The organism is Spirosoma utsteinense (genome assembly GCF_014282275.1).
GTDB lineage: Bacteria > Bacteroidota > Bacteroidia > Cytophagales > Spirosomataceae > Spirosoma > Spirosoma utsteinense.
On the sequence record NZ_VFIA01000003.1, the window covers coordinates 114,073 to 127,872 of the forward strand.

Annotated in this window: 11 protein-coding genes; 2 read left to right on the plus strand and 9 right to left on the minus strand. The window is 53.4% G+C overall.

What is annotated here, in order from left to right; genetic code table 11:
• Window positions 1-154: 154 nt before the first annotated feature.
• Together secDF and FH603_RS02960 are read right to left on the minus strand one after the other, a co-directional pair.
• Complete coding sequence (secDF, locus tag FH603_RS02955) at window positions 155-3,241, minus strand: protein translocase subunit SecDF (RefSeq protein WP_186735930.1); 3,087 nt, start codon at window positions 3,239-3,241, stop codon at window positions 155-157.
• Window positions 3,242-3,369: 128 nt separating this feature from the next.
• The gene (locus tag FH603_RS02960; protein ID WP_186735932.1) at window positions 3,370-3,765 is read right to left on the minus strand and encodes a hypothetical protein; all 396 of its coding nucleotides are present in this window, start codon (window positions 3,763-3,765) and stop codon (window positions 3,370-3,372) included.
• Window positions 3,766-3,972: 207 nt separating this feature from the next.
• Between FH603_RS02960 and nadC the strand changes: the two genes are divergently transcribed.
• Entirely contained in the window at window positions 3,973-4,806 is an 834-nt protein-coding gene (gene nadC, locus FH603_RS02965; RefSeq protein ID WP_186735934.1) for a carboxylating nicotinate-nucleotide diphosphorylase, read from the plus strand.
• A 128-nt stretch (window positions 4,807-4,934) separates the two neighbouring features.
• Here nadC and FH603_RS02970 read toward each other — a convergent pair whose 3' ends face one another.
• The 7 genes from FH603_RS02970 to FH603_RS03000 all read right to left on the minus strand — a co-directional run bounded on the left by FH603_RS02970 (window position 4,935) and on the right by FH603_RS03000 (window position 12,823).
• Window positions 4,935-6,224: a serine hydrolase gene (locus tag FH603_RS02970; RefSeq protein WP_186735936.1), complete on the minus strand. Its 1,290-nt coding sequence runs from the start codon at window positions 6,222-6,224 to the stop codon at window positions 4,935-4,937.
• Between the two features lie 15 nt (window positions 6,225-6,239).
• Window positions 6,240-6,623: a DUF3037 domain-containing protein gene (locus FH603_RS02975; protein WP_186736101.1), complete on the minus strand. Its 384-nt coding sequence runs from the start codon at window positions 6,621-6,623 to the stop codon at window positions 6,240-6,242.
• Entirely contained in the window at window positions 6,601-7,401 is an 801-nt protein-coding gene (locus FH603_RS02980) for a HipA family kinase (protein ID WP_186735938.1), read from the minus strand. The genes FH603_RS02975 and FH603_RS02980 overlap by 23 nt, the downstream gene beginning before the upstream one ends.
• Window positions 7,402-7,559: 158 nt before the next feature.
• Window positions 7,560-10,436 (minus strand): M16 family metallopeptidase, encoded by a 2,877-nt coding sequence (locus FH603_RS02985; protein ID WP_186735940.1) that lies wholly within the window; start codon window positions 10,434-10,436, stop codon window positions 7,560-7,562.
• A gap of 90 nt (window positions 10,437-10,526) precedes the next feature.
• Window positions 10,527-10,922, minus strand: coding sequence for a hypothetical protein (locus tag FH603_RS02990; protein WP_186735942.1), 396 nt, complete (start codon window positions 10,920-10,922; stop codon window positions 10,527-10,529).
• A complete protein-coding gene (locus FH603_RS02995) occupies window positions 10,919-11,968 on the minus strand; it encodes an acyltransferase family protein (protein WP_186736102.1) in 1,050 nt (349 codons plus the stop codon). The genes FH603_RS02990 and FH603_RS02995 overlap by 4 nt, the downstream gene beginning before the upstream one ends.
• Before the next feature lie 90 nt (window positions 11,969-12,058).
• A complete protein-coding gene (locus tag FH603_RS03000) occupies window positions 12,059-12,823 on the minus strand; it encodes a hypothetical protein (RefSeq protein ID WP_186735944.1) in 765 nt (254 codons plus the stop codon).
• Window positions 12,824-13,059: 236 nt separating this feature from the next.
• Between FH603_RS03000 and FH603_RS03005 the strand changes: the two genes are divergently transcribed.
• Complete coding sequence (locus tag FH603_RS03005) at window positions 13,060-13,782, plus strand: hypothetical protein (protein WP_186735946.1); 723 nt, start codon at window positions 13,060-13,062, stop codon at window positions 13,780-13,782.
• The last annotated feature ends 18 nt before the right edge of the window (window positions 13,783-13,800 follow it).

Consider the following 13,800-nt stretch of genomic DNA (forward strand, 5'->3'; position numbering starts at 1 on the left):
GGGAAATAGAGTTTGGTGATTTAGTCTTTTGGAAAAAGATTGTTGGGCTAAACGCGGGGAAATATACGAAATATAAAGGGCGAAAGGGTGAAAGAGAAAACCTGACCAGTCGTTTTCTGCGCTCTTTCACTCTTTCGCCCTTTTACTCATCGTATTACGACTGCGAAGGCCGGATCAATGGCTTCTTGTCTTTCTTCTCTTTCTTGGCTGTGAACTCCTCAGGCGTGGCCGCAGCCGACGTGGTGAACTCCGTTGGAACAGCATCATACCCTACTTTCTTTTCCGTAACAACTGGCTTAAGGGGTTCTTCTTTCAGTTCATCACGGCTCAGCGAATCGACTACGATCGGCGTGGCAACGAACAGCGACGAATAGGTACCTACGATAACCCCGATCAGCATAGCAAACGAGAAACCACGGATGGTTTCACCGCCGAAGATGAACAGCACCAGCAGCACCAGAATCGTGGAGAAACCCGTAACAGCCGTACGGCTCAGTGTACTGTTCAGGGCGTTGTTGATAATCGTTGGGATGCTTTCTTTCTTGCCTTTATTCTCGGCCAGGTATTCCCGTACCCGGTCGAACACCACCACCGTATCGTTCATGGAATAACCCATGATCGTCAGCAGAGCACCAACGAAGGCCTGGTCAACGTCGAGCGAGAACGGTAGCAGCCCGTTGAAAATAGTGAAGATAGCCAGAATGATCAGCACATCGTGGAACATGGCCACCACCGCACCATAGCCAAACGCCAGCCGTTTGAACCGGATCAGGATATAGACGAATACAACGGCTACAGCCAGCAGTATCGACCACAGCGCCGACGTCAGAATATCGTAAGCGATGGTTGGTCCCACCTTCTGCGAACTTTGGATCTGGGCGGGGTTACCCTTGATGCTGCTCAGCCCTTTGTAGATCGTAGCTTCGGCTTTTTTATCGGCACCCTGCGAGTTGTCATCAACCAGGAAAGGCGTCGTTATTTTTACCTGGTTCGAGCCAATACCCGTACCACCGTAAGTTTTTACCTCCGGCGAAGCACCCAGTACCGTTTCCAGCGAGTTCCGTACGTCGTCGGTGCTGACAGCCTTTTCAAAGCGCACTACATAAGAACGACCGCCTTTGAAATCGACACCCAGACCAAAGCCTCTGAAAACAGCCGAAATGATACCCAACCCGATGATTACCGATGAAACGGTGTAATACAGCTTCCGGCGCGATACGAAGTCGAAGTTTGAATCGGCAAACAGATTCTTAGCCCATGCCGAGCTAAAGGTCAGCGTTTTGCCATTACGGATGTAGTATTCCAGAATCAGGCGGGTAATGAAGATAGCCGCAAACAACGAAGTCAGAATACCAATGATCAGGGTGGTAGCAAAACCCAGGATCAATCCCGTACCGAACATAAACAGGACAATACCCGTCAGGAAGGTCGTTACGTTGGAGTCGATGATCGACGACAGCGCGTTTTTGAATCCATCGCCAACGGCCTGCTTGAAGCCTTTCCCTTCGGCCAGTTCTTCTTTAATCCGCTCGAAAATAAGTACGTTGGCATCGACAGCCATACCAATCGACAATACGATACCGGCAATACCCGGCATAGTCAGTACGGCACCCAGCGAGGCCATCACACCCAGCAGGAAGAACAAGTTGATGATCAGCGCAAGGTCGGCAATCAGACCAGCCCGGTTGTAGTAGAATACCACAAACGCCAGCACCAGCAGAATGCCGATCACCGACGACAGCACACCCGCCTGTACGGCTTCCGAACCCAGCGTAGCACCCACGATGCTCTCTTCCACAATGTTGGTAGGAGCTGGTAGCTTACCGGCCTTCAGCACGTTCGACATGTCTTTGGTTTCTTCTACCGTGAAGTTACCCGAGATGCTCGAACGACCGTTTGGAATTTCGTTCTGTACGTTAGGAGCGGTATAAACCAGGTTGTCGAGCAAAATGGCTACCGGACGGCCTACGTTGGCGGCTGTCAGGTTCTTCCACTTGCGGGCCCCTTCGGCGTTCATGTTCATGGTCACTTCCGGACGGCCCCGATCGTCGTAATCGTTAGCGGCATCGGTAATCACGTCGCCTTCGAGCGGAGCGCGGCCAGCGGGCTTCTTGAGGAAGTACAATGGCAGAATTTCTTTGCCGTCAGTAGCTTTGAACGTCTTGCGATCCCAGGCGAAGAACGCATCGGCCGGGAATTGGCCCCGTACTTCCGGCGCATTCAGGACGGCATTAGCACGGGCGGTATCTTTCAGGTAAACACCTAGCTGATCCTGACCAACGGGCAGAAACAACTGAGTCAGGGCTGTACCCTGGGCTGATGCAGCCGCCGTATCTTTAGCTCCCGTCGAGTCTGTTTTGTTACCCTGTGCCAACTGCGATTCGAGGCTCGTTCCGGTAGCAGCCGTACCACCAGTCGGAGCGGTTGTTTTGCCAGCCGTACCGAGTGCGGCTTTACGGGCAGCCTCCTGCGAAACCAGATAAGCGCCCATACCTTCGAGGGCCGGGGCCAGTTCGTTCAGGCGATACACTTCCGTAAATTCCAGTTTGGCAGCACCAGTAAGCAGACGACGAACACGCTCGGGGTTATCGACACCCGGCAATTCGATCTGAATCCGACCCGAACCGGGCAGGCGCTGGATGTTTGGGTTAGCCACCCCGAATTTATCCACACGCGCCTGAATGATCTGGAAGGCGCGGGTAATGGCTCCGTTCACTTCGTCATTCAGCATCTTCCGGACTTCGGTGTCCGACGACTGGTAGTTGATCTTTCCCCGGTTGGCGCTGGTAGCGAAGATCGTAGCCAGTTTCGTATCGGGGGCCAGCTCTTTGAAGTTGCTAACGAACAGATCGACATAGCTGGTGTTGCTCGTCTTTTTGTCCTCGTTGGCTTGCTTCAGCGCCTGGGAGAACTTCGGATCGCGGTTGTTGCCCGACAGGCTGCGCAGCACATCGGCAGGCGACACTTCGAGCACAACGTGCATACCACCCTGGAGGTCAAGCCCCAGACCAAGCTCACGCTCACTTACTTCCTGTAGGGTACTACCCAGGAAAACAGGCTCTTTCCACAGGGAATCGAGGTATCGTTGTTTTTTGCTACGATCTACCTCGCCCGATTTGCTGGTAGCGAAGGCCTCGGCATCGGACTTGATGCTCCGCGAGACGAACGTAAACGACAGGAAATACAGGCATATAGCCGTGATGACACCCGTTAGAATTAGTATTCCGGTTCTGTTTTGCATTGAAAAATACAGGCTGTAGCCCGTTTTGGGAAATTGGTATTAAATCAGGTAAGCAGTACAAAACCCATGGAAATGGGTTTACAGGGATTCGGCGCAGACAACTGAGTCATTGACCCGTCTGCCGTGAATCAGGGAGCATTGGGCGCTATGGCATGCCCAAAAACGTGCTGGAGGTAAGAAAAGAAATAATGCGGGTAGGTGAAGTGCCGGAGCAGGGGAACGCTCAACAGCAACAGAATCATGAAGGTTGGCGTTGGCAGCAGAAAAGCCGTCTGGCTGCCACCACCCACGGTAGGCGCCGATATGACAACGGCTTCGAACTGAGCGGTGCTGAGCTGGGCGTCGGTCGACTGTGGCCCTTCTGCTTTCTTCGACTTTGCCTGACTGGCAGCCGCATCAGCTACTTTTTTCGTCTGCAAAGCCTGCTGTTGTACCAGCCCGTCATGCCCCCACACTGCCGTAAATAGCAGCAACGTAGCCAGTAACAGGCCAGAAAGACGTTGTATGACGCGGGGTTGCTTCATGTTTTCCTTTAACGGATTACAAATTTCGTACCATTTGAGGAGATGTGCAAGTGGTTTGGACAGGATTGCTGCGATGAACAGGATTTCATTTTGCCATTGCCGCTTTTATGCATACAAACGTACACGTCGCCGGGATGCCAAAAGGCTACAGGGTAGTAAAACGACGGCCGTAAGCCAGTCAAAAAAGAAATCCCGTACCTTGCGCCCATGAATCTGCACGAATTTATTCAGCTAGCCCTTGCCGAAGATGTTGGCGATGGCGACCATACCTCCCTGTCAACAATCCCGGCTGATGCCCAGAAACGCGCCCGACTCCTGGTTAAAGAAGCGGGTATACTGGCGGGTGTCGAGGTAGCACAAGCTATTTTTGCCGAAGTCGATCCTTCATTTACCGTCGAGGTGCTGATGCCGGACGGAGCCAGTATCAAACCCGGCGACATTGTCCTGACCGTTAGCGGCAACGCCCGTAATATCCTCACCGCCGAACGGCTGGTGCTTAACTGCATGCAGCGCATGAGCGGCATTGCTACCCATACCCGCGAACTGGTAAGCCTGCTGGACGGTACGCGGGCGCAGTTGCTGGACACCCGCAAAACCACGCCTAATTTCCGGATTTGCGAGAAAATGGCAACCAAGATCGGAGGAGCCGTTAACCACCGGTTCGGCTTATACGACATGATCCTGATCAAAGATAACCATGTCGATTATGCCGGTGGCATCGAAGCGGCCATTACCAAAGCCCTAGCGTACCTGGAAGAAACCGGCCGGACGCTACGCATCGAGGTGGAGACCCGCAACCGCGCCGAAGTGGAAGAGGTGCTGCGCGTCGGTCAGGTCGATGTGATCCTGCTCGACAATTTCCAGCCCGACGGCATCCGCGATATGGTACGACTTGTCAATGGCCGCTACACGACCGAAGCCTCGGGTGGTATCGACGAAACCAACCTGCGGGCTTATGCCGAAACAGGCGTGGACTTTATCTCGTCCGGGGCACTGACCCACCAGATCAAAAGTCTGGATCTGAGCCTGAAAGCATACTAACCGTACCGGTAAAACTGCCGGATTAATTAACGTGAACTATGGCTGATTTAAAAATTCAACTACTTAATTAGAAATTTTCCCATTAGCCACATCAATTAAAGACAATTCGTTTTCTGGCAACCAGCCCGTTAGTTATCGACGTTTTTGATGACTGGTCGATTGTCGTTCCTTCGTTTCTCGTAGGAAATGAGGAACGGGCTCAAGTCGGGAGTGTGAGTACGTTTCCGGGTCAGTTCGTGCTGGTAAATCGTCTGGCCCAACTGGTACATGAACGGGTGCCCTATGGATTCGTATTCGTATCTATCGTCATTCAAAATTCCATCCCGGTTGACATAAGCGGTGGCGGTGAGCATGTACTCTACCTTGTTCTCGAAATCGACCACATAGGAAGCATCGGTAAGAAATCCATACGCCCACCCTACCTTGTTGAATACCCGGACGCCCGCCGGCAGACTGTGGTGCAGGCTATCCATAAAAAAGAATTTCACGTAGCTGTCGTAATACTGGACAGCATCGTATTTGGGGTAGTTCGTTTCACCGGGATACTGCGACAGGTACTGACGGATAAACGCATAATCGTCTGGCTTGAGCGCAAACCGCTGCGTTTCGGGTACCGACGCCGGAAACATCACCGACTGCAGTATCTGCTGGAGCGTTTCGAGCGGTAGTTTATTGCGGCCGGTAAAGTCGAACGGTTGCCGCACCAGGCTGTCTTTCCCCACGATATACCCCCGCCCCAACGTGTCGATACGCCGGGCGTCGAACGGATCTTCATTGTAGGCTGCTGGCTGTGAATAGATCATTTGCCCATCTTCCCCAATAAACCGCACCGGGTTGGTATGGCGGTTCTGGTCGGGCGTCATCCTCACAAACCGGTGGGTGATGCGCGTGTCGGGGTACCCTTTCGCATGCAGCGACCGGTTAATTTCACCCTGGCCCACAAACTCATACATACGGCTATACGGGTCGTTCTCGCTCACCAGAAAAGCCTTCCGAATCAAATGGGCCACAGACGGATAGCCGTTCGGCGCGCTATTGTCCTGCCATTCTTTCGTTTGCCCGTTATAGGCACTGTCGAACTGCATGGCGGTAAACTTGTTCACCTGCGGCCTGTTCAGCCGATTCAGTTTCTCCAGGGAGAGAAGCGCCAGCGGCAGTTTCACCGTAGACGCCGGGTTGAAATACTCCGTACTGTCGACCCGAAAATAGTAGTTCGTACATGTGGGCCTGTTGGCTTTATCCCGGTTGATCTGGGTGTATATGATCTGTAGCCGGTACTGATCGGGGTGGCGAATCACCTCCTGGAAGATGGGATGCTGGTTCTTCTGAAACAACTTCGTCAGATAGGCATCCGTCCGGGCCTGACCGTAACTGGCCGATAAACACAACGATAGAAGGCAGGTAAAGTATGTTTTCATGGGAGAGGGCGGTAGCTACAAAACCAACTGATCGAACAGCCGGGCAAGCGTGTCAGCGGGATCGACGCACAGGCCGGGATGCACGGGCGATGTCTGAACGAGGGTACTCCGGGCTGCCGTAAGCCAGCGAAAACGCCCGGAAACCGGCAGCTGACCGATAATGCCACCTTCTTTTCGACCCGCGCAGATTCGTTCGAACGCCCGTAGTCGCTCATGTAACTCGGTCATGTCCAGCTCACACGGAAACACCCGCAGCCGCTCCTCAGGTAAGGTATATTTCGTTTGCAGAAAACCCTGTGCCGAACAATACAGGATGATGCCGACGTTCACAAACTCTTCACGTTCAACGCGGGGCACAACCCGGATTACGGCATACTCAAACAAGTACTTTTCTGGCATCATTCGCAGCGTTGACAAAGTGGTGTGAATTGGCCAGGCGGGTATCCAGAAACCGGGCATAGATCCGACGGCGTTCGTCGGGTGAGTCGCCCGATGGATCGTCGGTCACCAGCCACTCGTTGGGGATGAGCTGAACAACAGACTCGATGCGGTCAGGTGTCAGCCGTTGCCGGAAATCGGCGTCTACAGCGTCAAGTTCCGTAGCGCGGGGCAGCAGGACGTGGTCTTTGATGGGCGCGAATGGGCGCAGGGCCTGCTCCTCCCACGGCTGACCCGAGTGATGGAAATAAAGGGCAGCACCGTGGTCGATAAGCCAGAGTTCTTTATGCCAGATGAGCATGTTCGTGTTGCGGGCCGTTCGGTCTACGTTCGTTATCAGGCAGTCGAACCAGACGATCTCCGAGGCTAGCCGCGCATCGACCGTCGTGACCAGCGGGTCGAATGTGATGGCTCCCGAGAGGTAGTGTAAGCCCAGGTTCAACCCTTCGCTGGCCCGCAGCAAGTCCTGAATCTCCTCGTCGGGCTCGGTACGGCCAAAAGCGGCATCGAGCGTAACGAAGACGATTTCAGGAATTTTCAACCCCAGCATCCGCGCCAGCTCACCGGCAATCAGTTCGGCAATGAGGGCTTTCGATCCCTGCCCTGCTCCTCTGAATTTCAGGACATACAGAAAATCGTCGTCGGCTTCGACGATGGCGGGCAGGGAGCCTCCCTCACGCAGGGGCGTCACATAGCGCGTGACGTTGACGGTTCGGAGTTCAGGTTGGCGTTGGGGCACAGATTACTCAGATTGAAACGTTGACATTTGAACTACCCGCCGTATTCCCGGTAGAAAGGCGTCTGGATCGGGAAAATGTAGGGCTAATTTCCGAAAAACATACTAAAAGCCGGAACACAGGCCCCGGCTTTTAGTAAAGCATTAACGGCTCCTGGTTGCTACTGTTTTTTCTCCGGCATCAACACCAGCCGAATGTAGTTCTTGCCGAAGTAGGTGTTGGCAGCCTCTTTGGTACTTTCTACCGTCACCTTCCTGAGCAGATCAGCTTCGCGCAGGACTTCGGTTGGATCGTCGGCGTTGACGTATTGATTTTGCAGATAACCGAGCCAGAACTGGTTGTCTTTCAACTGGAGTTCCGTTTCGCGCTGGGTTTCGGCCTTGAATTTGGCAATATCGCCGGGCAAGGCCCCTTTCTGTTTCAGGTCATTGATAAGCTCCTGCGTTTTGGCAATGAGCTTCTCCACGTTTTCGGGGGCGCAGCCAAAGCTGATGCGGAACGTGTAGCGCGGTACCGGGTATTTGCTATACGCGCCACCGGCCGACACACCGTATACGCCACTTTCCTCTTCACGCAGCTTCTCGATAAGTTTGATTTCGAGCACCTCGGCCAGCGCGTCGATCTGCGTCGTCGTCTCCGGCGACCAGGTCAAATCGCCACTATACACCAGCTGAACCGACGATTTCGGGTCGAGCCCTTTGTAGACTGTCTTGCTGACCTCACCCTTTGGAGCCCGAATTCCGAGATCTACGAATTTCTCCTTCTTATCCGTTGCCGGTAAGCCACCCAGGTATTTCTCCACCAACGGCTTCAGGGTTGCTTCGGTGAAGTTGCCCACGAAGTAGAAAGTGAAATCACCGGCGTTGGCGAATCGTTCTTTGTAAATGGCCAGCGCCCGGTCGAGGTCGACTTTGTCCAGATCAGCCGGCTGAAGCGGCTGCCGGCGTGGATTGTTGTTGCCCAGTGTTACGGTCACCGTATCCTGAAATACGCGCTGGGGCGTTGGCGTATCGATCTGGTTCTGTAACGCACTTCGCTGGTTCGAGAGGAAACCGGCTACGACGTCGGCATCTTTCCTGGGCTGGGTAAAATAACTATAGAGCAGCTGAAGGGCCGTTTCGAGATCTTTAGGAGCCGCACTCCCGTTGATCCCTTCATTGAGCTCGCTTACGTAGGGGTAAACGTTCACCTGTTTGCCCGATAGAAATTTACCCAGCTGTACCTGGTTATACGCGCCCGTGCCGCCCAGTGACGCCAGCGTCGACGAGAACCGCGCCGACTGAAAATCCTTCAGGTCGTAAATCGACGTACCGCCGAAGCTGCTACCCCCAAAGAGGATCTGGTCGTTTTTGAAGTTTGTCGGTTTCAGCACCACCCGAACGCCGTTCCGGAGCGTCCACTCGGTAACACCAATTTCTTTGATCTCTTTCACGTTAGCCACCGGAGATGGAGTTGGTGGAGTCGGTACCAGTGGCGCATCGAGGGTCTTGTCTTCGTAGGCCGTTAACCCTTTTCCCGCATCGTCGACATAGCCAATGATCTGCTCAACAGTGGGTAATTTGGCTTGTCCCGGGCCGGCGTTCCGGTTTTCAGGTGCCATCACAATCACCGCCCGGTTCTCGTTGCGGATAAACTGATCGACAAGCGCGTTTACCTCAGCGAGCGTGATACCTGCCTGTTGTTTTTTCAGAAAATCGAAGTAGAAGTCGATGCTTGTATAAGGATCGTTATCCGTGAAATTCTGCACGTACTCATTAACGAAATTGGCAGATCGGGTTTTGTCCCGTTCGCTGTAAGACTGCTCCACGCCGGTATAAAACTCCTGTTTGGCCCGGGCCAGTTCAGTGGCCGTGAAGCCAAACTGTTTTACACGGGCATTCTCGTTCAACACCGCCCGAATGGCTTTTTCTACATTCCCTTCTTTGGCTACGGCAATGGACGTAAAGGCGTCGATGTTGCCCAGGAAGTCGCTGTAGTTGCTATAGCCTCCCAGAAACGGCGGGTTAGCCTGTTGGGTCAGCTCCTGAATCCGGTTGCCGAGCATGGTGTTGAACAAGCCCCGCTTGATACTTTCACGCAGGTCGTTCAGCGTCCGTTCTTTTATCTCGGGACGCTTGTAAATCACCTGAACCACCGTGTTGGGCTGCTCAGGATCGGTGACGATAATAACTTTCGTGTCTTTGTGGGCAGGAATGTCAAACTCTTTGCGGGGCTTCGGGTTAGCCACGGCCGGAATACGGCCAAACTTCTGCCGGATGATGCCTTCCACCTCGTTGACGTTGAAATCGCCCACGGCAATGACAGCCATCAGGTCGGGCCGGTACCAGTCTTTATAAAACTGACGAAGGGTTTCGGGCGTAAACGTTTTCAGCACCTCTTCGGTACCGATGGGCAGCCGGCGGGCATACGTAGAATTGTTGAGCAGGACGGGAAAGTAGGTATCGCGCATCCGCTGTCCGGCTCCGCGTCCCAGCCGACGTTCTTCCAGCACAACGCCCCGCTCCTTTTCGATCTCGGCCGGGTCGAGGGTGGCGTTGTGGGCCCAGTCTTCCAGAATTTGAAACGACCGCTCAAACAGCTTGGCCGAATCCGTTGGAACGGGCAATTGATACACCGTCTCGTCAAAACCGGTATACGCGTTCAGATCGGCACCGAAGCGTACCCCCGCCGATTGCAGGAAGTTGACCAGTTCATTTTTAGGGAAATTCTTGGTGCCGTTAAATTCCATGTGCTCCATAAAGTGAGCCAGGCCCTGCTGCGCGTCGGTTTCCAGTACCGAGCCCGCCCGGATTACCAACCGCAGCTCAGCCCGATTTTTGGGCTCGGCGTTCTTGCGGATATAGTACGTCAGGCCATTGGGCAACTTACCAACTTTCACGTCGGGGTCGAGCGGAATGGGACGGTTGAGGGTTGTGCCCGAGGCAGCCACCGGTTTAGGCGTACGTGCGGTTGGGCGTTTTGTCGTTGTGGCGGGTTGCTGCGCCAGTACCAGCGAAGCACTGAGCAGCAGGCTCAGCGCGAGAGGAAAACGTACCATTCGGTCGTTTGGGTTGTGATTTTATAACGTATTACTATAGCACTAACGCCGTGTAAAGCTGAAACGTTTACCCAATAACCGACATCTCCTCTACCGTTTCCAAACCAGCAGAATACCGATCAGTATCGACGCCAGCACCGACAGCCAGCAGATTATAATGACCCAGTTTATTGGGATTTCCCAGCCCGGCATGTGGGTAAGCTGGGTTTCATCGTCGGTATCGACAACACCGTAGGCATTTCGCCGACAAAAGTCGTTCCAGTCGTCATAGTCAGCAAAGCGAGCGAGCGCATTTAACAGGGCCGGAGATGCCGTCGCGGGCGAATGCCAGAACGTTTGCAGATCGCGGCCGTTCACGCGCTGTTTTGTACGAACCAGCACCAGCTCACTCAAAACCCCGAAATCCCGCAGCTGCCAGTGTTCCGACGGACCCCAGTTCAGGATGCGCTCGATCTGTTGTTTGATATCGTCCCGGTGCCGGGTCACACCTTGATGATCACGTTTTTCCGGTACATGAGCCAGAGGATCACGAACCAGATCAGCACGAACGTCAATGCCCCGGCCAGCGATGCATTTTTTGGATCGGCAAACGGGGGTGCAATGAATGTCTGATACAAATACTCTTTCAGACCCTGGGGCAAGCCGCCCGCGCCCGTCACTTTAATGAGACTCATCATCCGTGGAATCAGCCCCGACAGAAAAAATACGGTGATGGCATTGACACCAAAAGCCACGAACGGCAAAACGCCCCGTCGGTAGTGCTTCACGTCGATCAACCAGTAACTCAGGGCCAGGCCAAGCATGGCCAGTCCCCCCGCCAGCAGGACATACGAGGATGTCCACAGCGCTTTGTTGATCGGAAAGAAGCTATCCCAGACGATCCCGCCCAATGTCAGGCCGCTACCAGCGGCAAAAAGCCAGGCTGCTTTATCAGTAGCTGGCCGGTCACTCCGCAGCCATGTGCCGGTCAGCAGGCCCAGCATACCCGTTCCAACGGCGGGAAGCGTACTCAGCAGCCCTTCGGGGTCCCATACCTTCGTGGCTTTGTATACGTGCGCCGGGGTGATGATAACCCGGTCGAGCCAGGCCGCAAGGTTCGTTGTTGGTTCAAGGTTGGCATAACCGATGCCCGGCACCGGCACTACCGTCATCAGCAGCCAATACCCGATCAGGATACTTGCCAGGATATAAAGTTGCTGGCGGGGTGTTGTCTTCAGGTAGAGCAGTGAACAGACCAGGTAAACCAGCGCAATACGTTGCAGCACACCCGGAATACGCACCGTCATGATGTCGAATCGGGGAAAGAAATTAAGAAATAAACCCAGCAGAAACAGCGTCAGGCTTCGTTTCACGATTTTACCTACTGCCATCCGGTCCCCTTCTTTTCCGCTGAGCGCAAATGTTATCGAGACCCCTACGATGAACAGGAAAAATGGAAAGATTAGGTCAGTAGGTGTCCAGCCGTTCCAGGGTGCGTGTTCGAGCGGGGGGTAGATATGCGCCCAGTCGCCGGGATTATTGACCAGAATCATACCCGCCACAGTCAGGCCGCGAAAGGCATCGAGGGATAGGAGACGTTGTTGCTTCACGAACGGAAAAGGTGAGATGAGCGTAACAAACCGCTAAGTAAACACCTTCGCGAGTTTTTTCTCCAGATCAATCTCCAACTTCAACAACCCCTCCGCATTGGGCAGGTAGGTGAGCGCACGGTGGTGGCGCAGATCGAAGGGAATATCCCCTACCGATTGCGTAATCGGGATAACGAGTTTACCCAGCGTGTGGGCCACGCCGGTTTCGTAGAACACGTTTGGATTCCGGTCGGTAAAATCCGTGATGACAGCGCGGGATGTAAAAATCAGCTCAAACACGTCCTGGATCAGGATGCTGTTATCCCAGATGTCGTCGGCCCGTCGGCACTCAATCCTGAGTCTGGCACATACCGCGCGAATGGCCGCATAGGTTCCCGAAAACTTGCTCTCAAAAGGCATCATTACCGATAGCACGTTGGTTTCGACCGATCGTTCGGGAACCCGAAATACGTCCGGGGCAAACGTAATGACACGCTCGGGTATACGGGGCTGCACCGTCGAAATAAATTCGCGGATCGGCTTGACCGGATTTAACTTTTTCGCTTCGATAAAGCGCTCGATCTCCCCCAGATTGCTGTTGCTCTCGCTAATTAGTTTAGACAGCACCTGTAAGCTGTTTCCTTCATAATCGTCGTCGGCGAAATCCAGACTGCGTAACAAACGGGGATGGTCTTCGATCAATTCGAGGCTGTCGGTCAAATAGCCAATCTTGATCCAGTCGGATTTGGTAAAATGATCCCGGATAAATTCATGCAATAAGAACAGGCGCGCCGTTCGTATTTTTTCCTGTTTAGTCATAGGTCGATAAGGTGATTGCCGGATAAGCGTCTATTAGCTATATAATATAACTATTATATATCACTGCAATTATATCCATTTTTCATATTATATTAAATCAGACAGACGAAATTTAATGAATTGAGTTTCCGTAAACTTCATCCGTTCCAATGCCTCAATTGGCTAAATAGCCGTTTAAACATTACGGGTTACGAACGGTTTTCTCCGTGTAAACTCAACTCATCTACTCAACGAACATGGCACAGGCGAATCCGCAATCGATACTGCATAGCACCCTGCAGACAATGTCTCAACAGAATGTTGCTCCTGCTACCGGGGCTGACCTGATAAAATCATGGATTACGGCGTTGAAGAACGTAGACGATGCCCAACCGTTATCCGAGCAGCTGGGCGAGTTGTACGACGAGTTGATCAATCCCCAACCCGATGCCGCGCGAGTCACCCAACTGCTCAACAGTTTGGCTAATCATACACAAACGATTGCCCGTAAGTTTACCGGTACCAAGGCCGAAGAAATGATCCAGCTGGCCGATTCACTTCGCTCGTTTGCTACTGATCTCGGTGGTATTCAAAATAGCGATGAGGAGGACGGAAATCAGCCCGGCAACATGCCGCTGTACGATTTGCAAAATCCGGGCGACCGGGTGCAGATGCTCTTTAACGGTACGCTGGAAATGCTTGGCAATGGTGCTGTTGCTACCACGCCCCAGTCGGGCGCATCGCTGGTAGAAGATTGGATTACCGCCGTTCGTTTCGATCAGAATACGCAATGGATCGAAATTCCTCTGACGCAGCTTCGCGATGCGCTCCAGGCAAACGACATGCGTGCTACCGAGCGGGCAATGCGGGACCTGGCGGGTCTGGCGCAGGACTACGCCAACAATTATGAAGGACAGTTTAGCAAAGACCTGACCTATCTGGCTACCGCCCTGATCAGTTTTGCTCAACCCCTATCCTAACGTAACGTGGACTTCAGT

Bases quoted from the DNA above. Each gene is read 5' to 3' on its own strand.
- secDF (WP_186735930.1), bottom strand. From the start codon at position 3,241: ATGCAAAACAGAACCGGAATACTAATTCTAACGGGTGTCATCACGGCT.
- FH603_RS02960 (WP_186735932.1), bottom strand. From the start codon at position 3,765: ATGAAGCAACCCCGCGTCATACAACGTCTTTCTGGCCTGTTACTGGCT.
- nadC (WP_186735934.1), top strand. From the start codon at position 3,973: ATGAATCTGCACGAATTTATTCAGCTAGCCCTTGCCGAAGATGTTGGC.
- FH603_RS02970 (WP_186735936.1), bottom strand. From the start codon at position 6,224: ATGAAAACATACTTTACCTGCCTTCTATCGTTGTGTTTATCGGCCAGT.
- FH603_RS02975 (WP_186736101.1), bottom strand. From the start codon at position 6,623: ATGCCAGAAAAGTACTTGTTTGAGTATGCCGTAATCCGGGTTGTGCCC.
- FH603_RS02985 (WP_186735940.1), bottom strand. From the start codon at position 10,436: ATGGTACGTTTTCCTCTCGCGCTGAGCCTGCTGCTCAGTGCTTCGCTG.
- FH603_RS02995 (WP_186736102.1), bottom strand. From the start codon at position 11,968: ATGATTCTGGTCAATAATCCCGGCGACTGGGCGCATATCTACCCCCCG.
- FH603_RS03000 (WP_186735944.1), bottom strand. From the start codon at position 12,823: ATGACTAAACAGGAAAAAATACGAACGGCGCGCCTGTTCTTATTGCAT.
- FH603_RS03005 (WP_186735946.1), top strand. From the start codon at position 13,060: ATGGCACAGGCGAATCCGCAATCGATACTGCATAGCACCCTGCAGACA.